Source organism: Modestobacter sp. URMC 112, assembly GCF_053502575.1.
Map to the genome: position 1 here is coordinate 3,051,198 of NZ_CP199957.1, position 24,741 is coordinate 3,075,938.

A 24,741-nucleotide genomic window follows, 5' to 3' on the forward strand; every position below is an offset into this window, starting at 1 on the left:
GGGAGCGGACCCGCGGCGGGCCGGGGACGAGCCGGGACGCCGACCGGTGGTCGGGGCCGCACGCCGGCCCCGCGCCGGCGCCGCACCCGCCCGTAGGCTGCGCGCGTGACGGGCGGCCGGGACGACGACAGGACGGCGGGACCCCCCTCCGGCGGCCGGCAGGACGAGGTCATCCCGCTGTTCCCGCTCAGCACGCCGCTGTTCCCCGGCGTGGTGCTGCCCCTGCAGATCTTCGAGCCGCGCTACCGGCGGCTGATGGCCGACCTGACCGCCCTGCCCGCGGACAGCGACCGGCGCGGGTTCGGCGTCGTCGCCATCCGGCAGGGCTGGGAGGTCGAGCGGGTCTCGCCCGCCGAGGCCCTGTACGACGTCGGCTGCACGGCGTCGCTGCGCGCCGTCGCCCCGCAGCTCGACGGCGGGTACCAGGTGGTCACCGTCGGGGCCGACCGGTTCCGGCTGCTCGAGGTGCTGGTCGGCGAGGACCCGCCCTACCTGCGGGCCCGGGTCGAGTGGCTGGACGACGAGGAGGCCGCCGAGGAGGCGGCCGGGGACGCCGAGGGACTGGTCGGGCCGGACGGCGGGCCGGGTGTCGCCCCCGAGGAGGTCCTGTCCTCGGTGGCCCGCGGGTCACTGGAGGTGCTGGCCGGCAGCGTGCGCGCGCTGTTCGCCCGCTACGTCACCGAGGTGACCCGCCGGCAGGACGGCGCGGACGACGAGGAGCCCGACGACGTCGACGACGGCCCCGGCTCGCCCGCCGCGCTGCTGCGGGAGGTCACCGACGACGCCCGGGGCCTGTCCTACCTGGTCGCCTCCGCGGCGCTGCTGACCACCGAGGACCGGCAGGCGCTGCTGGCCGAGTCGGCCACCCGGCGGCGGCTGGCGATGGAGTCCCGGCTGCTGCGCCGGGAGCTGACCCTGCTGCGCACGGTCGGTGCGGTGCCGGTGCCGCTGGTCCAGTTCGCCGGGCCGATGACCCTGAACTGACAAAGGACCCCGTCGCCCCCGGCCCGCTCCAGGGGCCCGACCCGAGCTCGCGAGGGTTGGGGAGAAGCGGGTCCTTTCACTCGCGGCGGGGCCCTGCAACGGGGCCTCGACACGTGCGCTCAGTGGTGGAGCTCGTCCTCGTCGTCGCGGCCGAGGTCGTCACGGGAGGTCAGCGTGCTGGCCACCAGGTAGGTGAGGACGGCGAGGAAGGGCCCGACCGCGACCGCGGCCACCGCGCCCAGCTGCAGGCCGGTGGTGACGGTGCCGCCGACCTGGGACAGCTGCTCGTCGGTGGGCCCTGGCGCCAGCAGCTCTCCCACCTGCCAGGCGACCAGGGAGGCGGCGACCATGCCGGCCGCCAGTGCGGTCAGGGTGACCACGCCGCGGGCGCGGCGCCGCAGCCAGAGCACGCCACCGGCCAGCACTCCCAGCCCGGCGAGCACCAGCACGTAGACGCCGTCGTCGGCCATGAACAGCTCGTTGGAGGGCGGCGCACCGATCGGGACGACGTCGCCCTCGACCACCTGGAAGGACGCGCGCGGGCCCTGCCACAGCCACAGCAGCGCGGCCGGCAGCCCGGCCGGCGCCAGGACGGCGGCGGTGATTAGGCCCCCGCGCAGGTCGGCGCGGGCGTCGGCGAACCCGGCCCAGCGGGCCGGCCGGGCCGGCGGGTAGGGCAGCGGCGGGTGCTGGTCCGGGAGAGGCGGCAGGTGCGCGGCGGCCGCCGGGACCGCCGGCCGGTGTCCCGGGTGCGGCCGGCCGTCGACCGGCTCGCCGGTGCCCGGGAGCGGCGGGGAGCCCGGCAGCGGGAGCCGTCCGGGCGCCGGCGGGCCGAAGGCGTACGGGTCGCTCACGACACCAGTGTCGTCGGCCCGGCTGTGGACGGCCCCGGGCCCCTGCGCAGGGGCCCGCCGCGAGCTTGCGAGTGATGGGGGTCAGGCCCCCGTGCAGGGTCCCGCCGCGAACTCGCGAGTGGCGGGGGGCACGGGGGTCCTTCGACCTTCGTCACAGGAGGGCGACGCTCGTCGGGCCGAGCAGCGCCTTGATGTCGCCCATCAGCGCGGTGCTCGGCCGCACCCGCAGCCCCTGGTCCAGCCGCAGCACCGTCTCCCGGCCGCCGTTGAGCAGCTTGAGCTGCACCTCGGTGGTGCCCGGGTGGCTGCCCAGCACCTCCCGAAGCCGCTCCACCACCGGCGGGGTGCAGCGGGCCGCGGGCATGGACACCAGGACCGGACCGCGCGGGCCCTCGGTCAGCTCGGGGATGGTCACCTCGGCGGCGAACAGCGACGGGGTGTCGTCGCGCCGGCTGATCCGGCCCTTGACCACGACGATCTGGTCGCGGACCACCTTGTCCGACACCTGCGCCCAGGTCTTGGGGAAGAACAGCACCTCCAGCCCCGCCTCGAGGTCCTCGATGGTGGCGATCGCCCACGGGGCGCCCTGCTTGTTGGTGCGCGGCCCGACCGCGGTGAGGATCCCGGCGATCGTGACGTTCGCGCCGTCCTCGACGCCGCCGGCGATGATCTCCGCCAGCGCGGTGTCGGCGTGCGAGGTCAGCACGTGCTCCACCCCGTGCAGCGGGTGGTCGGAGACGTAGAGGCCGAGCATGTCCCGCTCGAAGACCAGTTTCTCCGCCTTCGACCAGTCCGCGGTGGGGATGGCGATGTCCAGCGAGGAGCCGAACGGGTCGGTCCCGTCGCCACCGTCGTCCCCGCTGCCGAAGCCGCCGAACAGGTCGAACTGGCCCTCGGCCTCCTTGCGCTTGAGGCCCATCGCCTGGTCCACGGCGTTGGCGTGCACGGCGGCGATGCCCTGCCGGGAGTGCCCCAGCGAGTCGAAGGCGCCGGCCTTGGCGAGGGACTCGATGACCTTCTTGTTGCAGGCCACCACGTCGATCTTGCGCAGGAAGTCGGCGAAGTTGGTGAAGGCGCCCTTCTCCTCGCGGGCCCGGGAGATCGCCTCGACCACGTTGTGGCCGACGTTGCGCACCGAGGCCAGCCCGAAGCGGATGTCGGTGCCCACGGCGGTGAAGTCGGCGGCGGACTCGTTGACGTCCGGCGGGAGCACCTTGATGCCCATCCGGCGGCACTCGGCCAGGTAGATGGGCCGCTTGTCCTTGTCGTCGCCGACGCTGGTGAGCAGCGCGGCCATGTACTCGGCCGGGTAGTTGGCCTTGAGGTACGCCGTCCAGTACGAGATGAGCCCGTAGGCGGCCGAGTGCGCCTTGTTGAACGCGTAGTCGGCGAAGGGGACCAGGATGTCCCACAGCGTCTTGACCGCCGCGGCGGAGAAGCCGTTGGCCTTCATCCCGGCCTCGAAGCCGACGTACTCGGCGTCCAGCACCGACTTCTTCTTCTTGCCCATCGCCCGGCGCAGCAGGTCGGCCTTGCCGAGGGAGTACCCGGCGACCTTCTGCGCGATCGCCATGACCTGCTCCTGGTAGACGATCAGGCCGTAGGTCTGGCCGAGGATCTCCTCCAGCGGCTCGGCGAGCTCCGGGTGGATCGGGGTGATCTCCTGCTGGCCGTTCTTGCGCAGCGCGTAGTTGGTGTGCGAGTTCGCACCCATCGGCCCGGGCCGGTACAGCGCGCCGACGGCGGAGATGTCCTCGAAGTTGTCCGGCCGCATCAGCCGCAGCAGCGACCGCATCGGGCCGCCGTCGAACTGGAAGACGCCCAGGGTCTCCCCGCGCGCCAAAAGGTCGTAGGTGGCCGGGTCGGTGAGCTCCTTGCTGAGCTCGTCGAGGTCGATGGCCGGCTTGCCGTTGATGACGATGTTGCGCAGCGCGTCGTCGATGACGGTGAGGTTGCGCAGCCCCAGGAAGTCCATCTTCAGCAGGCCGAGCGTCTCGCAGGTCGGGTAGTCGAACTGCGTGATCACCGCCCCGTCGGCCTCGCGCCGCATGATCGGCACGCTGTCGATCAGCGGGTAGCGGCCGATGATCACGCCGGCGGCGTGCACGCCCCACTGCCGCTTCAGGCCCTCGAGCTTGCGCGCCTGGTCGATGACCTCGGCCGCGCCCGGGTCGGCCTCGTAGCGGGCGCGGAACTCCGCGGCCTCCTTGTAGCGCTCGTGCTTGGGGTCGAAGATCCCCGACAGCGGGATGTCCTTGCCCATCACCCCGGGCGGCATCAGCTTGGTCAGCTCGTCGCCCACCGAGTACGGCCTGTCCAGCACCCGGGCGGCGTCCTTGATGGCGGCCTTGGCCTTGATCGTTCCGTAGGTGACGATCTGGCTGACCCGCTCCTCGCCGTACTTCTCCGACACGTAGCGGATGACCTCGCCGCGGCGGCGGTCGTCGAAGTCGATGTCGACGTCGGGCATGGAGACGCGCTCGGGGTTCAGGAACCGCTCGAAGATCAGGCCGTGCGCCAGCGGGTCGAGGTCGGTGATGCCCATGGCGTAGGCGGCCAGCGAGCCGGCCGCCGAGCCGCGGCCCGGGCCCACCCGGATGCCGTTGTCCTTGGCCCAGTTGATGAAGTCGGCGACCACGAGGAAGTACCCCGGGAAGCCCATCTGGACGATGATCCCGACCTCGTAATCGGCCTGCTTGCGCACGTGGTCGGGGATGCCCGCGGGCCAGCGGCGGTGCAGGCCGCGCTCGACCTCCTTGATGAACCAGGAGGTCTCGTCCTCCCCCTCGGGCAGCGGGAAGCGGGGCATCAGGTCCGCGCCCTCGGTGAAGGTCACCTCGCACTGCTCGGCGACCAGCAGGGTGTTGTCGCAGGCCTCGGGGTGCTCGGCGAACAGCGCGCGCATCTCCGCGGCGGACTTCAGGTAGTAGCCGTCGCCGTTGAACTTGAAGCGGTTGGGCTCGTTGAGCCGCGACCCGGTCTGGATGCACAGCAGGGCGTCGTGCGCCTCGGCGTCCTCACGGCGGGTGTAGTGCAGGTCGTTGGTGCCCAGCAGCGGCATGCCGAGCTCACGGGCGATCTCCAGCAGCGCCGGCTTGGTCTTCTTCTCGATCGACAGCCCGTGGTCCATGACCTCGGCGTAGAAGTTCTCCCGCCCGAAGATGTCCTGGAAGTCCGCGGCGGCCTGCCGGGCGCGGTCGACCTTGCCGGCCCGCAGCCACATGTTGACCTCGCCGGACGGGCAGCCGGTGGTGGCGATCAGGCCGGTCCCGTACTGCTCCAGCAGGTCCCGGTCGAAGCGCGGCTTGCGGTACTGCCCCTCCAGGCTGGCCAGCGAGGACAGCCGGAACAGGTTGTGCATGCCCTCGGTGGTCCGGGCCAGCAGGGTCATGTGGGTGTACGCGGCCTTGCCGCGGTTGGACCCGCCGTCGCCCTCCTCGTCGATCAGCTTGTCGCCGAAGTCGAAGGGCGCCCGGTCGAAGCGCGACCCGGGGGTGTAGTAGCCCTCCATGCCGATGATCGGCTTGACCCCGGCGGCCTTGGCCGTCTTGTAGAAGTCGTAGGCGCCGAACACGTTCCCGTGGTCGGTCATCGCCAGCGCCGGCATGCCCTCCTCGGCGGCGGCCCGGGTGACCTCACCGAGCTTGGCGGCCCCGTCGAGCATCGAGTACTCGGTGTGCACGTGGAGGTGAACGAAGTTCTCTCCGGCCGGGGTACTGCTCACGGTTCGGTGTGCTCCTCACGGGTCGTGCCGTCGCCCACCTCCCGACCGGGTGGGACGAGTCGCTCCTGCAGACCGGCGGGGAAGGCCAGTGCTCACTGGTCCGGTGTTCCGGGTGCAGTGCGGGGACCGGGTCGATCCTCGCACTGACCGCTGTCTACGCCGAGGGTCTGACAGGACGTGTCTCGCCTCGCCCGGACCGATCCGTCACACCGGTGGCGGAGGTCACCCGCGCGGTCTCCCGACGGGTCACCCCCGGACGCCGTCGGACGGCGCCGGCAGGGCGGAGGCCGGCACCAACAGGAACCGCAGGTCGATCAGCGCGTGCAGCAGCACCGGGAGGAGCAGCGAGCCGCTGGACAGGTACACCGCCGCCAGCACACCACCGAGCACGCCGGTGGTCACCATCCCGGTGACGCCCTGGTAGGCGTGCGCCACCCCGAAGGCCAGCGCCGCGAGGAGGACCAGCAGCAGGGTCGGCAGCCCGGGCAGGACCGCGGCGGTCACGGCGAGGAAGAAGCCCCGGTACAGCCACTCCTCGCACACCCCCGCGGTCACCCCGACCACCGCGAACAGCCGCCGCTCCAGCGGGGTGCGCGGCAGCAGCGCCAGGGTGGCCGCGCCCGGGGCCTCGGCGTGCCGCGCCTCCCCGGGGCGGGCCGGCGCCGGCGGACCGGCCAGCGCGCCGGAGCGCAGCGAGAGGGTGGACCAGGCCGCCAGGGCCAGCAGCAGCAGGCAGCCGGTCGTCGCCGCGACGCCGGGCCACTGCCGCGGCCAGCCGAGCCCGACCTGCGCGGCAGGGACGCCCGGCGCGGCCAGCCAGACGACCAGCGCGATCAGGGCCAGTCCCCACTCCAGCACCAGCAGCCGGCGGTAGAGCGAGCGCCGGGCGGTGGGGTCGGTGCGCAGCCGGGCCTCGAAGCGGCGGTGCAGTGCGTGCCCGACGAAGGGCTCCCCCACCACCAGGTAGCCGGCGATGACCACGGCGGCCAGCTGGGCCGGGCCCCAGTCCGACAGCGCGGCCGCCCCGAGGTCCACGTCGGCGGTCGCTCAGCTCTCGGCGCGCAGGACGGCCAGCGCGCCGGCCAGGTCGGCCGGGTACTCGCTGGTGAACTCGACCCAGGCGCCGTCCGCGGGGTGGGCGAAGCCCAGCCGGACGGCGTGCAGCCACTGCCGCTGCACGCCCAGGCGCGCGGCCAGCGTGGGGTCCGCGCCGTAGGTCGTGTCGCCGACGCAGGGGTGCCGGAGCGCGGAGAAGTGCACCCGGATCTGGTGGGTGCGGCCGGTCTCCAGGTGCACGTCCACCAGGCTGGCGGCCGGGAAGGCCTCGACCACCTCGTAGTGGGTCACCGAGGGGCGCCCGCCGGAGACGACGGCGAAGCGCCAGTCGTGCTTGGGGTGCCGGTCGATGGGGGCGTCGATGGTGCCCTTGGACGGGTCGGGGTGGCCCTGCACCAGGGCGTGGTAGCCCTTGTCGACCGTGCGTTCCTTGAACGCGGCCTTGAGCACGGTGTACGCCCGCTCGCTCTTGGCCACGACCATCAGGCCGGTGGTGGCGGCGTCCAGCCGGTGCACCACGCCCTGCCGCTCGGCCGCGCCGCTGGTGGAGATCCGGTAGCCGGCCGCGGCCAGGCCGCCGGTGACGGTCGGCCCGTCCCACCCGGGGCTGCCGTGCGCGGCCACGCCCACCGGCTTGTCGACCACCACGAGGTCGTCGTCGTCGTACACCACCGTCAGCCCGGCCACCGGCCGCGGCGGAGCCGGCTCGCCCGGCGGCGGGGGGAGCTCCACCTCCAGCCAGCTGCCGCCGCTGAGCCGGTCGCCCTTGCCGCGGGCCCGCCCGTCGACGACGACCCGGCCGGCGTCGGCCAGGTCCGCGGCCACGCCCCGGGACAGCCCGAACAGCCGGGACAGCGCCTGGTCGACCCGCTGCCCCTCCAGGCCGTCGGGGACCGGCAGGGCACGGTGCTCACCGGGGGCCACCGGGCCGGGGCTGCTGGTCACGGGGTCCATTGTGCAGAAGGCCCCCGTCCTCCCTCCGGCTCGCACGGCCACGGCGAGCCTCGGGACGGGGCCGCGCTCAGTCGGCGGGACCGGCGTCCCGACCGCGCCCACCGTCGAACTCGATGCCGCGGAAGGCCAGCACGGCGCCCAGCACACCACCGCAGACGATCGCGGAGTCCGCGACGTTGAAGATCGGCCACACGCTCCCATCGGGGGCGAACAACGACAGGAAGTCCACCACCCCGCCGCGCAGGAAGCCGGGGTCGCGGAACACCCGGTCGACCAGGTTGCCCACCGCCCCGCCGAGGACCAGCCCGAGCGCCACCGCCCAGCCGGTCGAGTACAGCCGGCGCGCGGTCCGCACGATCACCACCGCGACGACGACGGCGATCAGCGTGAAGACCACGGTGGCGCCCTCGGCGAAGGAGAACGCGGCGCCGGTGTTGCGGGCCTCGGTCAGGTACAGGGCGCCCCCGAGCAGCCGGAGCGGCTCGCGGTCGGACAGCAGCGCCACCGCCAGCAGCTTGGTGCCGAGGTCCACGGCGAACACCGCCGCGGCCAGGGCCAGCAGCAACCGGGCGTGCGACCGGCGCCGGGTGCCGGCCGGAGCCGCGGTCGACCCGGGCCGCGGGTCACCCGAGGGGTGGGGGTGCTCGTCCACGTCGGCCGCCGCCTCCTCCCGCGCAGCGCCAGCGGCCACGTCGCTCCCGACCATAGCGGCGGGCGCACGGGCTCCCCGGGACCGAGACCCCGGTCCTCCGGGTCCGCCCCGGCGCGTCGGCACGTCGGACACCCCGGCTCGACGCGCAGGTCAGCGCTGCGTCGCGCGACACTGTGACAGATCTCATGGGCCTGATGGGCCCGCGCCCCCTGGTTGGGGACGTGCCGGCACGACGCGCGGACGACCATGGACAGCGAGACGGTCCTGAGCTCCTGGAGGAACATCGTGACCACCGACGCCGCGAACCCCGACGTAGTACTCGTCGGCGGCGGCATCATGAGCGCGACCCTGAGCGCCCTGCTCGGGGTCGTGGCCCCCGACTGGAGCATCACGGTGTTCGAGTCCGGCGACGCCGTCGCCGGGGAGAGCTCGGGGCCGTGGAACAACGCCGGCACCGGCCACGCCGCCCTGTGCGAGCTGAACTACACGCCGGCCGGGCCGGACGGCCGGGTCGACACGGCGAAGGCCGTCACCATCAACGAGCAGTTCCAGGTGTCGCGCCAGTTCTGGTCGCACCTGGTCCGGGAGGGCCTCACCGGCTCCCCCAAGGACTTCATCACCCCGGTCCCGCACATCAGCTTCGTCACCGGCCCGGCCGGCCAGAAGTACATGCGGACCCGCTTCGAGGCCATGGCCGCGCAGCCGCTGTTCGAGGGCATGGAGCACACCCAGGACCCCGCGGTGCTCGCCGAGTGGGTGCCGCTGATGATGGAGGGGCGCGACCCCGGGCAGAAGATGGCCGCCACCCGCTCGGCGGCCGGCACCGACGTCGACTTCGGCGCGCTCACCCGGCTGATGTTCGACGCCACCAGCACCCGCGGCGTCCAGGTGCACACCTCCACCCGGGTGGACCGGGTGCACCGGGAGGCCGACGGCCGCTGGACGGTCACCGCCCGCGACACCCGCACCGGCGAGCGGCGCACCGTACGCACCCGCTTCGTCTTCGTCGGCGCCGGCGGCGGCGCCCTGCCGCTGCTGCAGAAGGCCGGCATCCCCGAGATCCGCGGCTTCGGCGGCTTCCCGGTGAGCGGCCAGTTCCTCCGCACCCGGTCCCCCGAGCTGGTCGGCCGGCACCAGGCCAAGGTCTACGGCCAGGCCGCCGTCGGCGCACCACCCATGTCGGTGCCGCACCTGGACCTGCGCTACATCGACAACGACCAGTCGCTGCTGTTCGGCCCCTACGCCGGGTTCTCGCCGAAGTTCCTCAAGGGCGGCTCGCTGTTCGACCTGCCCAAGTCGGTGCGCGGCAGCAACCTCGGGTCCATGCTCGGCGTCGCCAAGGACAACGTCCCGCTGACCCGGTACCTGATCGGCCAGGTGCTGCAGTCCCGCGGCGCGCGGCACGAGACCCTCACCGACTTCGTGCCCACGGCCGTGGAGGAGGACTGGGAGCTGATCACCGCCGGCCAGCGGGTGCAGGTCATCAAGCAGGACCCGACCGGTCGCGGGGTGCTGCAGTTCGGCACCGAGCTCGTCGTCGGCGGCGAGGGCAGCATCGCCGGTCTGCTCGGCGCCTCCCCCGGGGCCTCGACGGCGGTGGCGGCCATGCTGAACCTGCTGGAGCGCTGCTTCCCCGACAAGGTGGACGCCTGGCGCCCGCTGATCCAGGAGGCCATCCCCTCCTACGGGCACAAGCTGTCCGAGGAGCCGGCGCTCCTCGCCCAGGTCCGCGCCGACACCACCCGGGTCCTCGAGCTGAACGGTTAGGGAGCGGTCACCCGGACGAGGTCGACGGTGCGTGGAGACGGCGGAGGCCCCGGTCAGAGCGTCGATGCCGGTGTCGGCGTCCGGATCCTCGAGGGATCGTCGACGACGGCGTAGGGGTTGTCGACGACGTAGAGCCACCCGCCATCGGGCTGGCGCTGCGCGACCTCGGCCGTGACCGCGGACATGGCTGCTCCTCCGGCGCTGACGGTCCACTCGTTGCTCAGGATGGCCAGGTCGCCTGCCTCGATCACATAGCGGGTGGTGACCTCCATGCGGCCGTGGAGCGCGACGAGTCGGGTCGCGACCTCCCGGATGGCTTCGTAGCCGGTGACGGTCGAACCGTCCGGGAGGACCATCAGGGCGTCGGGGGCCTACAGGGCGACGAAGCCCTCGACGTCACCGTCGTTGACCGTCCGTTCGACTGCCGGGTGGATGTCGTCCAGTGCCAGTCCGTGTGCCATGAACTCGCCTCTCGGCTCACTGCGGCTCTCGCCACATCGGGTACATCGTCGGCCCGTTCCCGGGCATCACGAGGGGGTCGAGGCGCTCGAACCCGTGGCGCTCGTACAGCGCGCGATTGCGGGGACTCGATGCCTCCAGATAGGCGGGCAGGCGATGGCGGTCGCAGAGATCGAGTACCGGGCGCATCACCGCGGCGCCGATCCCCGTGCCCTGTTCCTCCGGCTCCGTCCCCAGGTGGTAGAGGTACCAGTGGGGCTGGGTCGGATGGTGCTCCTGCATCACGGACTGTGCCCACGACGCGAGGCTGATCTGCCGGCCGAAGATGCGCAGCGCCGCCGGCGTCTGGCGGAGCGTCTCCCAGGTGCTGGGTCGCCAGGTACCCGGCGGGTACCAGATCGCCGCTCCGTTGCCGTCCGTCGACACCCAGCTCCCCTGGAGGCGTTCGCTGCGGGGCAGCTCCAGGGCGAAGAACCGGTTCAACCGCTCCTCCCGTCGATGCCCGTCCGGGGGGAACAGGTGGACGATGACGGGGTCGTCGGTGAAGGCGCGGGCCAGGACGGCCGCTACCCGCGACCGGTCCGCGGACGTCGAGGGTCGGGCCTGCGGTCGGAGTGCGGTCATCGCGTCAGCCCTTCTGTCCCGGCACTGCGGTACCGGGTCGAGCGAGCGCGCGCCGGCGGGCCTGGACCACCGGCCGCTGCGGGATCGCGGCGGCGAGGGCCAGGACCGCCAGGAGCGAGTAGTAGAGGACGGCGACCCACGCCCCGTGCGGCGTGCTCAGGGCGAGGCTCGGACCTCCGACGGACTCGGCGGTGAGGGCCCAGACCGCCAGTCCGGCCATGAACACCAGTCCGGCGACCACCCGCCACCACACCCGGCCGCGAGCCGACAGAGCACAGCCGCCGACGATGCCGATCAGGGGGACGCCGATGGCGCCGACTCCGATGCCGCCCTGGAAAGCGGTGCTGGGGTGCCACAGGGCGGGGATCAGCACAGCGGCGAACAGGAGCGGCGACCAGGCGAGCCACCGCCAGCCAGAGCGGCCGCCGGTGCGGCGAAGGTGCTCGGCCCAGCCGAGCAGGGCGCCCACGACGACGCCCGGCAACAGGACCCAGCCGAAAGTGCCGGACCAGGTCACCGTCGACTCCGGCCCGGCGATCTCGGTCATCAGCGACCGCAGTGATGCCGCCCAAGCCAAGCCTGCGACCGCGCCGACGAGTGCCGGCACCGCCGGGCCAGATGCACCGGCGGGCCGACGGGTCGCCACCTCCTGGGGCGCGGCATCGGCGACCATCACGCGGCTCGCGCGGTCGTCGCGGACGGCACTGGCCGCCACAGGGCAGTCCGGTCCGGCGGTCATCACGGGACCACCGAGGTCGGAGGCCGAACGAGGGCGATGCCCAGAGCGACGAAGAGCGCCGTGAGGACGGCAGCAGCCGTCGGGAGGAACGGCGTGAACTGCAACCCGAGCATCGCGACCAGCCAGATCCCGATGGCCAGCGGGACGAACCGCCACGCGTCCCGCCACACAGTCGTCCGCAGCGTGGCCGCCCCGGCCAGCAGGAAGCCGACCGCCGAGAGCACGGTGCCGAGGAGGAAGGCAAGACCGGCGGCCACGGCACCGGCGTCGTCCACCGCCTGTTCGCGCACGGGTATCGACACGAGGTGGCCCACCACGATCACCGCCGTGCCCGTCACGGCCAGGGCGAGTCCGGTGCGTGCTGTCCTGCCCGACCCGGCGGCGCCGCTGCGGCGCAACCCTCCGACACCGACGACCAGCAGACCCTGGGCGAGGGCGAAGAGGACCGTGATCGCGACGAAGGTCCCGCTCTTCCACGGGTAGTGCCACACCTGGTCGGAGACCGACGTACCCGCCGCGGCGACCTGCGTCGCCACGCCGCCCAGGGTCAGCACGACCGCACCCAGGACGCAGGCGACGCCTGCCCCGTAGGTCGTCGGCCGTGCCGGGGAGGTCTGGGTCGCGGTGCGGGCCGGACTCGTTCTGGTGTTCACGGTTGTCCTCCTTCGTCGTAGGGCCCGCCGTGGGCTGCGACGTCCGCAGCCCGCCCTGATGCGCCGGAACGTTAGGGACCAGCGGTGGGTCGCCGCGTCGGTGCGACTGCGGGACCTGCATCAGGGACCGCACCGCCCGCAGGCTCAGTACCAGCACCGTTGTCGCAGGTGGGGCCGGGCGGGACACTCCGGGGATGAAGCGGTCGCTGGCGCCGCTGCCGGCCGCGTTCCTCGGGTCGGCGCTGCTGACCGAGGCCGCCGCGGTGGCGCTGTCCTGGGGCTTGGAAGCGCCCTACGACACGTTCCTGTACGCGGTGTTCTCGACGTCGCTGGTCGGTGCCGGCGCGCTGATCGCCTCCCGCGAGCCGGGCAACTCGATCGGCTGGCTGTTCTGCGGTTTCGGGTTGCTCAACGCGCTGGCCGCCGACCTGGCGCAGGGGTGGGGCCTGCGGGCCGTCGAGCAGGGCTGGCCGGCCGGACCGGCCGCTGAGTGGACCACCACGGCGAGCTGGCTGCCCAGCGGCTTCGGGTGGGTCCTCACCTTCCTGTTGTTCCCCACGGGCCGGCTCCCCGGCCGGCGGTGGGTCCCGGTCGTGTGGCTGGGCGCGGCCGGCTTCTCCATCGCCCTGGTGGGCTGGGCCCTCAGTCCCGATCGGGCGCCGGAGTTCGCCGCGGGCCGCAACCCGCTGGCCACCGACGCACTGCCGACCGCGGCCCTCTTCGACCTGGGGTTCGCGCTGATCACCGCCACCCTGCTCGCCGCCGTCGTCTCACTCGTGCTGCGCGCCCGACGGGCCGATGCGGTGCAGCGACAGCAGGTCAAGTGGTTCACCTACGCCGCCGTCCTCGCCGCGGTGGTCCTGCCGGCGTCGGCGGCGCTCTGGGACACGGTCCCGGTGGTGCGCGTCCTCGCGGCGGTGGCGCTCACCGCGCTGCCGGTCGCTGCCTGCGTGGCGATCCTGCGCTACCGCCTCTACGACATCGACGTCGTCATCAACCGCACGCTCGTCTACGCGGTCCTGACGGTGCTCCTGGCGGCGGCCTACGCGGCGACGGCGCTGTTGCTCGGGATCGCGGTCGGCCGAGGGTCGGCGTGGGCCACGGCCGGTGCCACCCTGGTGGTGGCGGTGGCGTTCCGCCCGCTGCGGGCGCGCGTCCAGGACGCCACCGATCGGCGTTTCAACCGTGCCAGGTACACGGCTCTCCACCGGATGACGGACTTCCTCGAGGCGCTCCGGGCCGGGCGGGCGGCGCCCGAGGAGGTGCAGGACACCCTGCGCGCGGTCCTCGCGGACCAGACCGTGGAGCTGCACTACTTCCTGCCGGAGAGCCACTGCTACGTCGACGCCGAGGGGGCTCCGGTCACCGACGCGGCCGCCGGCGGCCGGACCCGGCTGCCGATCGAGCGCGGTGGACGACCCCTCGCGGAGGTGCTGCACGACCCGTCGCCAGGAGACGACCCGACGCTCCTCCGGCAGGTCGTCGAGGCAGGTGGCCTCGCCATCGAGATCGCCCGGCTGCGAGTCGAGCTCCGTCGTCAGCTCGCCGAGGTACGGGCCTCCCGGACCCGGATCATCGAGGCCGGCAACGCGGAACGGCGACGGCTCGAGCGCGACCTGCACGACGGGGCGCAGCAGCGACTGGTCTCGATCGGGCTCGCGTTGCGGCACGCCCAGCACCAGCTCACCACGGCCGCTCCCGAGCAGGCCGGTCGGACCCTGGACGAGGCGGTCGCCGAGATCGCCGTCGCCATCGAGGAGCTGCGTGGCCTGGCGCACGGTCTCCCGCCCGCCCAACTCGACGCGGGGCTGGTCCCCGCCTTCCGGGAGCTGTCCCGCCGCGCACCGCTGCCGGTCGAGGTGACCGCACCCGAGGAGCGGTTCGGCCGGGACGTGGAGGCAGCCGTCTACTACATCGGCTGCGAGGGTCTGACCAACGCGATCAAGCACGCCGGCGCCACCAGGGTGACGCTCAGCGCCGGGCGGTCGAACGGCTCGCTCGTCGTGTCCGTCGTGGACGACGGCGTCGGCGGAGCGGTCGCCCGGGACGGCTCGGGGTTGCGCGGGCTCGCCGACCGGGTCGCGGCGCTCGGCGGGACCCTGCGCCTGGAGAGCGTGGTCGGCAGTGGGACGACGCTGACCGCGGAGCTGCCGTGCGTGTCGTGATCGCCGAGGACCAGACGCTGCTCCGCGAGGGTCTCGGTCGGCTCTTCGTCGATGCCGGGCACGAGGTCGTCGCCTCGCTCGGGGACGCCGGCGGGCTGTCGGACGCCGTCACCGTCCGTCGTCCCGACCTCGTCGTGCTGGACATCCGGATGCCGCCCACGTTCACCGACGAGGGCGCCCGCGCGGCGGCGGAGCTCAAGCGGGAGCACCCGTCACTGGGCCTGCTCCTGCTGTCCCAGCACGTCGAGACGACGCATGCGGTGGCCCTCGTCGGGATGGGCGGCTTCGGGTACCTGCTCAAGGACCGTGTGCTCGACGTCGGCGAGTTCCTCGGCGCGGCCGAGCGGGTCGCCCGCGGTGGCTCCGCGCTCGACCCCCACGTGGTCGCCGGCCTCGTGGCCGGACGCGGGGACCGCGACCCGGTCGGCCGCCTCACCGAACGCGAGCAGGAGGTGCTCGGCCTCGTCGCCGAGGGGTGGACGAACACCGGCATCGCCCGGCGGCTGTTCCTGAGCGAGCGCACGGTGGAGACACATGTGCGCCACGTGCTCGAGAAGCTCGACCTCCCCGACGGCGAGGACGCCCACCGACGGGTCCTCGCGGTGCTGACGTACCTCGGGAAGCATCAGCGGAGCTGAGCACAGCGTCGTCCTCCCGGACGACACCGCGGTCAGGGGCCGTCCCCGGCTGCGCGCTAGTCCACTTCCGTCGCTCGGCCGGTCTCGCCTCGCCAGGTGGCGAGGCGGCCGGCCCGGCTGACCGCGCGCAGCCGGCGCTCGGCCTCGGCGCGGGATGCCCGCGAGGACACCAGGAGGGCCTGGTCGCCGCGCATCAGCCGGGTGGTGCGGTCGGGCACGAAGGGCCGGCCGTCGCGGACGACGAGCACCACGGCCGCGTCGTCCGGGAGCCGGAGCTCGGGGAGGTACACGCCGTGCAGCCGTGAGGTCTCCGGCACCTTCAGCTGCATGAGCTCCGCGCCCAGCTCGTCCAGCGGGGCGGACTCGACGTCGATGTCCCGGGGGGTCACCGGGGTGGCGATCCCCAGCAGCCGGGCCACGGCCGGCAGCGACCAGCCCTGCACCACGGTGAAGACCACGACGAGCACGAACACGATGTCGAAGACCTGTGTCGCACCCGGGACCTGCAGGGCGATCGGGAAGGTCGCGAACACGATCGGCACCGCGCCGCGCAGCCCCGCCCAGGACAGGAACAGCTGCTGGGACATCGGCATCCGGAACCACACCAGGCTGACCAGCACCGACAGCGGCCGGGCGACCAGGAGCAGCGCGCCGCCGATCAGCAGCGCCGGGAGCAGCGCGTCGGGCAGCCGGGACGGGGACACCAGCAGGCCGAGCAGCACGAACAGCCCGATCTGGGCCAGCGACGCCATCCCCTCGGCGAAGCCGATGGTGCCCGCCCGGTGCGGCAGCGCGGAGTTGCCGAGCACGAGCCCGCACAGGTAGACCGCCACGAAGCCCGACGTGTGGGCGAGCTCCGCCGAGGCGAAGGCCAGCACGCACAGCGCCAGGGTGGCCAGCGGGTAGAAGCCGACCAGCGGCAGCGCGGTGCGCCGCAGCAGCCAGGCCCCGCCGACACCGATCCCCAGCCCGATGACCGCGCCGCCGATCAGTTCGGCGACCACCTCGGCCAACACCAGGTACCAGGGGTGGGTGACCCCGCCGGTGAGCTGCTCGGACAGCACGATCACCAGGAGGATGACCGGGGCGTCGTTGAGCCCGGACTCCATCTCCAGCGCCGCGGCCATCCGCCGGGGCAGCGGCAGCCGGCGCAGCGTGGCGAACACCGCGGCCGCGTCGGTGGAGCTGACCACCGCGCCCAGCAGCAGGGCCAGCGGCCAGGGGAAGTCCAGCAGCAGGACGGTGATCGCCCCGACGACCGCGACGCTCACCACCACGCCCACGGTGGCCAGCGCGATGCCCGGGCCGATCGCCCGGCGGACGTCGGCCCACCGGGTGGTGAGCCCGCCCTCGGCGAGGATCACCACCAGGGCGGCCACGCCCAGGGTCTGGGTGAGCTCGACGTCCTCGAACTCGATGTTCCCCACACCGCCCTCGCCGAGCACGAGGCCGAGCGCCAGGTAGAGCAGCAGGGAGGGGAGACCGAGCCGGTCGGCGACGCGCAGCGCGACCGCGGCCACGAGCACGACGAGCGCGCCGAGCGCCAGCGCGACGGTGACCGTCGTGTTCACCCGCGCCCCCTCATGGGGCGAAGTCTCCCGTACGGCGATCCCCCGACGGGAACGGCGCGTCCACCGGGCCGGTCGAGGCGGTGCCGCCGGTCAGGGATGATGGGGACCGTGAGCTCGCCCGCTGGTCCGTTCCGTGCCCTCCCCCCTCAGGTCGACCTGCCCGCGCTCGAGCACGAGGTGCTCGCGCAGTGGGCCGACGGCAAGGTCTTCGCCCGCACGCTGGAGGGCTCGGCGGACAAGCCGCAGTGGGTGTTCTACGAGGGCCCGCCGACCGCCAACGGGCGTCCCGGCACGCACCACATCGAGGCGCGGGCCTTCAAGGACGTCTTCCCCCGGTTCAAGACGATGCAGGGCTTCTCGGTGCCCCGCCGGGCCGGCTGGGACTGCCACGGCCTGCCGGTGGAGATCGCCGTGGAGCAGGAGCTGGGCTTCGCCGGCAAGCCGGACATCGAGCGGTTCGGCATCGCCGAGTTCAACGCCCGGTGCCGGTCGTCGGTCGAGCGGCACGTCGACGCCTTCACCGAGCTCACCGAGCGGATGGGCTACTGGGTCGACATGTCGACGGCGTACTGGACGATGGACTCCAGCTACGTGCAGAGCGTCTGGTGGTCGCTCAAGCAGGTGTTCGAGAAGGGCCTGCTGGTCGAGGACCACCGGGTGGCGCCCTACTGCCCGCGCTGCGGCACCGGGCTGTCCGACCACGAGGTGGCCCAGGGCTACGAGTCGATCACCGACCCGTCGGTGTACGTCCGGCTGCCGGTCACCAGCGGCGAGTGGGCCGGCCGGGCCGACCTGCTGGTCTGGACGACGACGCCGTGGACGCTGCCGTCGAACACCGCCGTCGCGGTCAACCCCGACGTCACCTACGTGGTGGCCCGGTCGGGGCAGGACACCCTGGTGGTCGCGCAGCCGCTGCTCGGCGCCGTCTTCGGGGACGCCGACGTCGAGGTGCTGGCGGAGACCTCCGGCCGGGACTGGGAGCGGGTCCACTACCAGCGGCCCTTCGAGCTGGTCGCCTTCCCCGACGGCGAGGACGCGCACTACGTCGTCCTGGCCGACTACGTCACCACCGACGACGGCACCGGCCTGGTGCACCAGTCCCCCGCCTTCGGCGCCGACGACCTCGCCGTGTGCCGCGGCTACGGCCTGCCGGTGGTCAACCCGATCGACGCCTCCGGCCACTTCCTGGCAGACGTGCCGCTGGTGGGCGGGCACTTCTTCAAGGCCGCCGACCCAGCGCTGGTGGAGGACCTGCAGCAGCGCGGGGTGCTGTACCGGGAACTGCGCTACGAGCACAGCTACCCGCACTGCTGGCGCTGCCACACCCCGCTGATGTACTACGCGCAGCCGTCCTGGTACATCCGGACCAGCGCGATCAAGGACCGGCTGCTGGCGGAGAACGAGAAGACGTCGTGGCACCCGGAGAACGTGCAGTGGGGCCGGTACGGCGACTGGCTGCGCAACAACGTCGACTGGGCGCTGTCCCGGGACCGGTACTGGGGCACTCCGCTGCCGATCTGGCGCAACGACGCCGACCCGACCCGGCTGGTGGCGGTCGGCTCGCTGTCCGAGCTGTCCGAGCTGACCGGCCGGGACCTCGCCGACCTCGACCCGCACCGCCCGTTCATCGACGAGGTCACCTTCACGCTGCCCGGCGAGGAGGGCACCTACCGGCGGGTGCGCCAGGTCATCGACGCCTGGTACGACTCCGGGTCGATGCCCTTCGCCCAGTGGGGGGCGCCGCACCAGAACCAGGAGGAGTTCCAGGCCGCCTACCCCGCGCAGTTCATCGCCGAGGCGATCGACCAGACCCGGGGCTGGTTCTACACGCTGATGGCCGTCGGCACGCTGGTCTTCGACCGCGGCTCCTACGAGAACGTGCTGTGCCTGGGCCACATCCTGGCCGAGGACGGCCGCAAGATGAGCAAGCACCTGGGCAACATCCTCGAGCCGATGCCGCTGATGGACCGGCACGGCGCCGACGCCGTCCGCTGGTTCATGCTGGCCGGCGGGTCACCGTGGTCGGCCCGCCGGGTCGGCCACGAGACGCTGTCCGAGGTGGTCCGCAAGGTGCTGCTCACCTACTGGAACACCGCCAGCTTCTTCACCCTGTACGCCGAGACCAACGGCTGGGACCCCGCCGGTGGGCACGAGGGCAGCACGGCCCCGCCGCGGGCGGAGCGCCCGCTGCTGGACCGCTGGGCGCTGGCCGAGCTCGCCTCGGTGACCGCCGGGGTCACCGACGCCCTCGAGGACTTCGACACCCAGACCGCGGGGCGGCTGCTCGCCGAGTTCGTCGACGACCTGTCCAACTGGTACGTCCGGCGCAGCCGGCGCCGGTTCTGGGACGGCGACCCGGCGGCGCTGGCCACCCTGCACGAGGTGCTCGACGGCCTGACCCGGCTGATGGCCCCGTTCACCCCCTTCGTCACCGAGCGGGTGTGGAGCACCGCCGTGGCGCCGGGCACGCCGGGCGCCGTCGACTCCGTGCACCTGGCGAGCTGGCCGGTCGTGGACGCCGACGCCCGCGACGACGTGCTGGTCGAGCAGGTGGCCCTGGTGCGCCGGCTCGTGGAGCTCGGCCGGTCCGCCCGGACCTCCGCCAAGGCGCGCACCCGCCAGCCGCTGGCCCGTGCCCTGGTCGCGGCCCCCGGGTGGGCGCAGCTGCCCCGCGACCTGGTCGCCGAGGTGGCCGACGAGCTCAACGTCGCCGAGCTGACCGAGCTGTCCGCCGTCGGGGGCTCGCTGGTCGACGTCTCGGTCAAGGTGGACTTCCGGGCGGTCGGCCGCCGGCTGGGCAAGCAGGTCCAGGCGGTCGCCGCCGCCGTCGCCGCCGCCGACCCCGGGGAGCTGGTCGCCGCCTACCGCGCCGGCGACGCCGTGGTCGAGGTCGACGGCGCGCCCGTCCCCCTCGCCGAGGGCGACCTGGTGGTCACCGAGACCCCCCGCGAGGGGTGGACCGTGGCGTCGGCCGCGGGGCTGACCGTGGCTCTGGACCTCACGCTGACCCCGGAGCTGGAGCGCGCCGGCCTGGTCCGCGAGGTGGTCCGGCTGGTGCAGGACGCCCGCAAGGGCAGCGGCCTGGCGGTCAGCGACCGGATCGAGCTGTGGTGGACCGGGGAGGGCGCGGTGGCCCAGGCGCTCACCGAGCACACCGAGCAGCTGGCCGGTGAGGTGCTGGCCACCGCCGTGCACGCCGCGACCCCGGGGGCCGGCGACGGCGTCGAGGGCCCGCAGGGGTCCCGGGTCTGGGTCGCCCGCGCCGGCGACTAGCCCCGCGAGCGGCGGGCGCGCTCGACCCGGGCCAGGTTCCGGTCGGGCGCGCACGTCCCGCACGGGGTGAACCCGTCGGTGCGGGCCTCCACCATCGGCAGCGGGAAGGTGTCCACGCCGGCGAGGTGCGGGCACCCGGCCAGGTGGTAGCGGGGGTGCTCGTCGACGACCAGCACCTCGTCGTGCAGGTCGAGGACGACGAGCAGGTCGGTCACCTCGACCTCCTCCACCGGCGGCTCGCCGTCGGCCCCGACGACCGCGGGTCCGCCTCCCGCGGCCGGCACGGCGGCCGCGGGGACCGCTGCTGCCGGTCCGGCGGCCGGTGGGTCGTAGCTCGGCGGGTCGTAGCTCGGCGGGCTGTAGCTGGGCGGGTCATAGGTCGCCGGCTGGTGGCTCGGCGGCTCGTACGCCGGCGGGCTGTAGCCCCGCGGGCTGTAGCTCGGCGGCTCGTAGCTCGGCGGCTCGTACGCCGGCGGGTCGTAGCTCGGCGGCTGGTAGCCCGGCGGGTCGTACGCCGGCGGGTCGTACGCCGGCGGGGCCTGGGTCGGCGGTTCCTGGACCGGCGGGGCCTGCGTCGGCGGTTCGTGCACCGGCTGCGCGCGCCTCGGCGGGACGACCCGCGGCTGCTCCTGGCTCGGCGGGCGCTGCCGCTGCGGTTCGGCCGCGGGGACCACGGACGTCGGCGGGTCGACAGGTCGCGGCTGGGCAGGGGCCGCGGGCGGCGCAGCCACCGGGGACCACTCGTCCTCCGGGTCCGCTCGCGGTCCGGCCGCGCCGCGGGCGGCCAGGTGCCGGCGGACCTCGCCGCCGGCCACGGCCAGGGCGGCCAGGGCACTGGCCGCGAACGACGCCCACTGCAGGACGGGGGACTCCTGGGTCAGCCCCAGGACCAGCAGCACCACAGCCGCCAGGACCAGCACCCCCGCGAGCAAGATCACGGTCCGATGCTAGTGCGCGGGCCCGCTCCCGGCTCGGCCCGCCGGACACGACCGAGCCCCGCCGGACCAGGTCCGGCGGGGCTCGGGTGACGCTGTGCGGGCGCTTCAGGCTCCGACGTGCTGGTTCTGCCGGTTGTTCGTCGTGGACGGTTCCGCGGAACCGCGGCTGTCCAGGTCCCGCAGGTGTGACTCCAGGTAGGACCGCAGCCGGGTGCGGTACTCGCGCTCGAAGGTGCGCAGCTCGTCGACCTTGCGGTCCAGGCTGGCGCGCTTCTCCTCCAGCGAGCCCATCGCCTCGGCGTGCCGGCGCTCGGCGTCCTGGGCCAGGGCGGTCGCCTTCGCCCGCGCCTCGCGCTCCATCGTGTCCGCACGGGTGCGGGAGTCGGCGATCATCGCGTCGGCGCGGCTCTTGGCCTCGCTGACCATCTGCTCGCTCTTGGTGCGGGCCTCGGCCAGCATCCGCTCGCTGTTGGTCTTCGCGCTGCCGACCATCGAGTCGGCCTGCGACTTGGCCTCGTTCACGTACCGCTCGGCGGTCTCGCTGGCCAGCGACAGCATCCGGGACGCCCGGATGCTCTCGTCCTCGCGGGCCTGCGCGGCGGCCGGCAGCGGCGGCGGTGCGACGGGGGCGGCGACCGGGGCGGGCTCGGCCGGGCGCTCCTCGGTGCGCGGCGCGCCGACACCCGCGGCGCGCAGGTCGTTGTTCTCCTCGATCAGCCGGGCCAGCTCGGCCTCCACCACGTCGAGGAAGGCGTCGACCTCGTCCTCGTCGTAGCCGCGCTTGCCGATCGGCGGCTTCTTGAAGACGACGTTGTGCACGTCGGCGGGCGTGAGTGGCATGGGGCTCACCTCAGGTCGGACGGGTGGGACGGGGCGGAAACGACAGGGCTCACGCGACGCTCACGGCCAGGCCGTTGACCAGGCCGCGGAGCAGGAAGACCGCGATGAGCAGCACCATGAACGCCAGGTCCAGACGGATGGACCCGAGGTTCAACGGCGGGATGACCTTACGGATCGCCTTCAGCGGCGGGTCGGTGGTCGCGTACACGACCTCGAGGCCGGCCGCGACGAAGCCGGACGGGCGCCAGCTGCGCGCCAGCACCATCACCCAGTCGACGACGAACCGCGCGAAGAGCAGGATCAGGAAGACGAGCAGGATCGACGAGACGATCTGCAGGAGTAGAGCCACGATCCCCGCTCGTTCATGGCGTCGCGCGGGGAGGACCCTCGCGACGCGCCCGGTTCAGGACTGGTTGAAGAACCCGCCCTCACGGATGCGGGCCTTGTCCTCAGCGGTCACGTCGACGTCCTGGGGGCTGAGCAGGAAGACCTTCGCCGTGACCCGCTCGATACTACCGTGCAGCCCGAACGACAGGCCCGCGGCGAAGTCGACGAGTCGTTTCGCGTCCGCGTCGCTCATCTCGGTCAGGTTCATGATGACCGGCATGCCCTCGCGGAACCGCTCGCCGATGGTGCGGGCCTCGTTGTAGGTGCGCGGGTGCAGCGTGGTGATCCGGTACGGCTGCGGGGTCGGCTTGGCCGGCGCCGGCGCCGGCGTGGGCACCGCGGCGACGGGCTCGCGGACGGCGAGGCCGGCCGCGCTGCCCAGGGAGCTGCCGGTGCCGGCCGAACCGCCGAGCCGGGTGGCCCCGTTGCCGCCCGAGGACGGCGTGCCGGCCAGTCCGAGGGACCGCGCGGCCACCGGCCGGCGGACCGGCGGGGCGGGCTCCGGCTCCGGGGCGAGCTCCTGGACCGGCTCGGCGTCGTATCCGCTGCCGTAGCCGCCCGGGAGGTCGGTGTCGGGGTAGCCGGCGTCGTAGCGCGGGTCGGCCGCGCCCTCGTCGTAGTCGCCGGTCGCGTACCGGTCGTACCCGCGCTCGTCGTAGTCGGACTGGCGGGCGGCGTAGCGGTCGTACCCGCCGCGCGCGTCGTCGTCCTCGACGAGGCCCAGGTAGACCCCCATCTTTCGCATGGCTCCGGCCATCGGACGTCTCCCTCTGGTCTCGTCTTCGGCTGTGCGAACCGTGGAACGGGTGTTGCTGGTGTGGCTCCCGTGGCGGGTGGTCACACCTCTCGTCCGGAACCTAGGGCGCGGTCGCCGAACAACGCGGTTCCGACACGCACCACAGTGGCACCAGCTGTCACAGCAGCCTCCAGGTCCGCGCTCATGCCTGCCGATACCTCCCTGGACGCAGGATGGTCGGACCGGATGCGTTCGGCCAGCGCGGCGAGCCGGGCGAAGGCCGGAACGGGGTCCTCGCCACGGGGGGCGACCGCCATCAGGCCGAGCAGCCGGAGGCCCTCGGTCCCCACGACGGCGTCGGCCAGCCGCGGGACCTCCTCGGGCGGTGCGCCGCCGCGGGCGCCGTCCTCCCCCGGTGGCCCGCCGAGGTCGACCTGCACGAAGACCTCCAGCTGGGCCTGGGCCTGCTGGGCCGCGCGGTCCAGCGCGACGACCAGGGGCAGCCGGTCCACCGACTGCACCACCGCGCCGAGGCGGGCCACCTGACCGGCCTTGTTCCGCTGCAGCTGGCCGACCAGGTGCCAGCGCAGCGGCGGCTCGTCGGGGCCGCTCAGCTCGGCCACCTTGCCGGCCAGCTCCTGCACCCGGTTCTCGGCGAACTCCCGCTGCCCGAGGCGGGCCAGCGCCCGGACGTCGGCGGCGGGCCACGTCTTGCTCACCGCGAGCAGGCGGACGTCGGCCGGGTCCCGCCCGGCGGCCCGCGCCGCCGCGTCGATCCGCGCCCGGACGCTCCGCAGGTTGTGCTCGAGCCGGTCCACGGACGCCATCATCCAACCCAGACCCGTCCCTCCTGCGAGCCCCTGGAACGGCCCCGTCCCGGGTACCGCCCTGAGCGTGCGAAGGGTGGGTAGGACGGGGTCCTTACGCCAGCCAGACGACCCCGGCGTGGCGACCGGTCCGGCCCTCCCGGCGGTGGCTGAACAGCCGCCGGTCCTCGACCGTGCAGCGGGGGTCGTGCACCACCTGGCGCACCCCGGCGCCGGTCAGCACCTCGGCCAGCCCGGCCCGCAGGTCCAGTCCGGGTGTCCCCTGCCGGGTCCGCACCGCGCCGGCCGGCGCGACCCGGGCGACCTCGGCCTGCATGGTGGCGGGCACCTCGTAGTCCAGTCCGCACACCGCGGGGCCGAGCAGTGCCTCGACGTCCGCCGGCCGGGAGCCCAGCCGGGTCATGGCCGCGAGCGCGGCCGGGACGACGCCGCGCCGCACGCCCTCGCGGCCGGCGTGCACCGCGGCGACCACGCCGGCCACCGGGTCGGCGAGCAGCACCGGCACGCAGTCGGCGGCGAGCACGCAGAGCGCCAGCCCGGGGGTGGCGGTGACCAGGGCGTCGACGTCGGCCACCGGGTTCTCGGTGGCGTCCTCCACGATGGCGACCCCGGTGCCGTGCACCTGGCTCATCCAGACCAGCCGGTCCACCGGCACGCCGATCTCCCGGGCCAGCCGCTCGCGGTTGGCCGCCACCGCGGCCGGGTCGTCACCGACGTGCCCGCCGAGGTTGAAGGAGTCGTACGGCGGGACGGAACGGCCGCCCCGGCGGTCGGTGACGACCCGTCTGGGTCGCACCCCCGCCGAGGCGGCCGGTGACGTGCTCATGCCCTCATCTTGCCCGGCCACCCGGACATGGCCCCCGTGCAGGCCACTGGGAACGGCCCCGTCCCCGGTCCCAC

The 24,741-nt window shown here is 73.9% G+C and carries 21 protein-coding genes; 5 read left to right on the top strand and 16 right to left on the bottom strand.

All coding sequences use genetic code 11. The annotated features are described in order from the left end of the window. The first annotated feature begins 105 nt into the window (after positions 1 to 105). A complete protein-coding gene (locus ACWIX6_RS14345; RefSeq protein ID WP_448613104.1) occupies positions 106 to 984 on the top strand; it encodes an LON peptidase substrate-binding domain-containing protein in 879 nt (292 codons plus the stop codon). A gap of 119 nt (positions 985 to 1,103) precedes the next feature. Here the strand turns inward: ACWIX6_RS14345 and ACWIX6_RS14350 are convergent, their stop codons facing one another. The 5 genes from ACWIX6_RS14350 to lspA form a co-directional block, all read right to left on the bottom strand. Beyond that, on the bottom strand, positions 1,104 to 1,838 hold the full coding sequence (locus ACWIX6_RS14350; protein WP_448613105.1) for a hypothetical protein: 735 nt from the start codon (positions 1,836 to 1,838) through the stop codon (positions 1,104 to 1,106). Between the two features lie 151 nt (positions 1,839 to 1,989). After that, complete coding sequence (dnaE, locus tag ACWIX6_RS14355; RefSeq protein WP_448613106.1) at positions 1,990 to 5,562, bottom strand: DNA polymerase III subunit alpha; 3,573 nt, start codon at positions 5,560 to 5,562, stop codon at positions 1,990 to 1,992. 246 nt (positions 5,563 to 5,808) lie between these two features. Further along, on the bottom strand, positions 5,809 to 6,597 hold the full coding sequence (locus tag ACWIX6_RS14360; RefSeq protein WP_448613107.1) for a CPBP family intramembrane glutamic endopeptidase: 789 nt from the start codon (positions 6,595 to 6,597) through the stop codon (positions 5,809 to 5,811). A 12-nt stretch (positions 6,598 to 6,609) separates the two neighbouring features. Then, complete coding sequence (locus ACWIX6_RS14365; protein WP_448613108.1) at positions 6,610 to 7,572, bottom strand: RluA family pseudouridine synthase; 963 nt, start codon at positions 7,570 to 7,572, stop codon at positions 6,610 to 6,612. A gap of 67 nt (positions 7,573 to 7,639) precedes the next feature. After that, complete coding sequence (gene lspA, locus ACWIX6_RS14370) at positions 7,640 to 8,263, bottom strand: signal peptidase II (RefSeq protein ID WP_448613109.1); 624 nt, start codon at positions 8,261 to 8,263, stop codon at positions 7,640 to 7,642. Positions 8,264 to 8,509: 246 nt separating this feature from the next. On the opposite strand from lspA, the gene ACWIX6_RS14375 reads away from it, so the two are divergent. Further along, entirely contained in the window at positions 8,510 to 9,991 is a 1,482-nt protein-coding gene (locus ACWIX6_RS14375; RefSeq protein WP_448613110.1) for a malate:quinone oxidoreductase, read from the top strand. Between the two features lie 53 nt (positions 9,992 to 10,044). On the opposite strand, the gene ACWIX6_RS14380 is transcribed toward ACWIX6_RS14375, so the two are convergent. From ACWIX6_RS14380 to ACWIX6_RS14395, 4 genes are all read right to left on the bottom strand, one after another. Further along, positions 10,045 to 10,347: a YybH family protein gene (locus ACWIX6_RS14380; protein ID WP_448613111.1), complete on the bottom strand. Its 303-nt coding sequence runs from the start codon at positions 10,345 to 10,347 to the stop codon at positions 10,045 to 10,047. 121 nt (positions 10,348 to 10,468) lie between these two features. Next, positions 10,469 to 10,933, bottom strand: a complete 465-nt coding sequence (locus ACWIX6_RS14385; protein ID WP_448613112.1) for a GNAT family N-acetyltransferase — start codon at positions 10,931 to 10,933, stop codon at positions 10,469 to 10,471. 145 nt (positions 10,934 to 11,078) lie between these two features. Then, entirely contained in the window at positions 11,079 to 11,621 is a 543-nt protein-coding gene (locus tag ACWIX6_RS14390; RefSeq protein WP_448613113.1) for a hypothetical protein, read from the bottom strand. Between the two features lie 191 nt (positions 11,622 to 11,812). Then, a complete protein-coding gene (locus tag ACWIX6_RS14395) occupies positions 11,813 to 12,466 on the bottom strand; it encodes a hypothetical protein (RefSeq protein ID WP_448613114.1) in 654 nt (217 codons plus the stop codon). Positions 12,467 to 12,660: 194 nt separating this feature from the next. Between ACWIX6_RS14395 and ACWIX6_RS14400 the strand changes: the two genes are divergently transcribed. Continuing rightward, positions 12,661 to 14,631 (top strand): histidine kinase, encoded by a 1,971-nt coding sequence (locus ACWIX6_RS14400; RefSeq protein ID WP_448613115.1) that lies wholly within the window; start codon positions 12,661 to 12,663, stop codon positions 14,629 to 14,631. After that, positions 14,619 to 15,269 (top strand): response regulator transcription factor, encoded by a 651-nt coding sequence (locus tag ACWIX6_RS14405; RefSeq protein ID WP_448613116.1) that lies wholly within the window; start codon positions 14,619 to 14,621, stop codon positions 15,267 to 15,269. Before ACWIX6_RS14400 ends, ACWIX6_RS14405 begins: the two co-directional genes overlap by 13 nt. A gap of 56 nt (positions 15,270 to 15,325) precedes the next feature. Here ACWIX6_RS14405 and ACWIX6_RS14410 read toward each other — a convergent pair whose 3' ends face one another. Beyond that, the gene (locus ACWIX6_RS14410) at positions 15,326 to 16,840 is read right to left on the bottom strand and encodes a potassium/proton antiporter (protein ID WP_448613117.1); all 1,515 of its coding nucleotides are present in this window, start codon (positions 16,838 to 16,840) and stop codon (positions 15,326 to 15,328) included. A gap of 108 nt (positions 16,841 to 16,948) precedes the next feature. Here ACWIX6_RS14410 and ileS point away from each other — a divergent pair, with 108 nt between their 5' ends. Then, positions 16,949 to 20,113, top strand: coding sequence for an isoleucine--tRNA ligase (ileS, locus tag ACWIX6_RS14415; protein ID WP_448613118.1), 3,165 nt, complete (start codon positions 16,949 to 16,951; stop codon positions 20,111 to 20,113). Here ileS and ACWIX6_RS14420 read toward each other — a convergent pair. From ACWIX6_RS14420 to pgeF, 6 genes are all read right to left on the bottom strand, one after another. Beyond that, positions 20,110 to 21,051, bottom strand: a complete 942-nt coding sequence (locus ACWIX6_RS14420) for a hypothetical protein (protein WP_448613119.1) — start codon at positions 21,049 to 21,051, stop codon at positions 20,110 to 20,112. The two genes, ileS and ACWIX6_RS14420, sit on opposite strands and share 4 nt — an antisense overlap. Before the next feature lie 105 nt (positions 21,052 to 21,156). Beyond that, a complete protein-coding gene (gene wag31 / locus ACWIX6_RS14425) occupies positions 21,157 to 21,891 on the bottom strand; it encodes a DivIVA-like cell division protein Wag31 (RefSeq protein ID WP_448613120.1) in 735 nt (244 codons plus the stop codon). A 49-nt stretch (positions 21,892 to 21,940) separates the two neighbouring features. Further along, a complete protein-coding gene (locus tag ACWIX6_RS14430) occupies positions 21,941 to 22,240 on the bottom strand; it encodes a YggT family protein (protein ID WP_448613121.1) in 300 nt (99 codons plus the stop codon). 54 nt (positions 22,241 to 22,294) lie between these two features. Further along, positions 22,295 to 23,035 carry a cell division protein SepF gene (locus ACWIX6_RS14435; protein WP_448613122.1) on the bottom strand — a complete coding sequence of 247 codons (741 nt, stop codon included), beginning with the start codon at positions 23,033 to 23,035 and terminating at the stop codon, positions 22,295 to 22,297. An 80-nt stretch (positions 23,036 to 23,115) separates the two neighbouring features. Continuing rightward, the gene (locus ACWIX6_RS14440) at positions 23,116 to 23,841 is read right to left on the bottom strand and encodes a YggS family pyridoxal phosphate-dependent enzyme (RefSeq protein ID WP_448613123.1); all 726 of its coding nucleotides are present in this window, start codon (positions 23,839 to 23,841) and stop codon (positions 23,116 to 23,118) included. A gap of 94 nt (positions 23,842 to 23,935) precedes the next feature. Continuing rightward, positions 23,936 to 24,667, bottom strand: a complete 732-nt coding sequence (gene pgeF / locus ACWIX6_RS14445; protein WP_448613124.1) for a peptidoglycan editing factor PgeF — start codon at positions 24,665 to 24,667, stop codon at positions 23,936 to 23,938. Positions 24,668 to 24,741 lie beyond the last annotated feature (74 nt).

Bases quoted from the DNA above. Each gene is read 5' to 3' on its own strand.
- ACWIX6_RS14365 (WP_448613108.1), bottom strand. From the start codon at position 7,572: ATGGACCCCGTGACCAGCAGCCCCGGCCCGGTGGCCCCCGGTGAGCAC.
- ACWIX6_RS14435 (WP_448613122.1), bottom strand. From the start codon at position 23,035: ATGGCCGGAGCCATGCGAAAGATGGGGGTCTACCTGGGCCTCGTCGAG.
- wag31 (WP_448613120.1), bottom strand. From the start codon at position 21,891: ATGCCACTCACGCCCGCCGACGTGCACAACGTCGTCTTCAAGAAGCCG.
- ACWIX6_RS14390 (WP_448613113.1), bottom strand. From the start codon at position 11,621: ATGACCGAGATCGCCGGGCCGGAGTCGACGGTGACCTGGTCCGGCACT.
- ACWIX6_RS14440 (WP_448613123.1), bottom strand. From the start codon at position 23,841: ATGGCGTCCGTGGACCGGCTCGAGCACAACCTGCGGAGCGTCCGGGCG.
- ACWIX6_RS14380 (WP_448613111.1), bottom strand. From the start codon at position 10,347: ATGGTCCTCCCGGACGGTTCGACCGTCACCGGCTACGAAGCCATCCGG.
- ACWIX6_RS14400 (WP_448613115.1), top strand. From the start codon at position 12,661: ATGAAGCGGTCGCTGGCGCCGCTGCCGGCCGCGTTCCTCGGGTCGGCG.
- pgeF (WP_448613124.1), bottom strand. From the start codon at position 24,667: ATGAGCACGTCACCGGCCGCCTCGGCGGGGGTGCGACCCAGACGGGTC.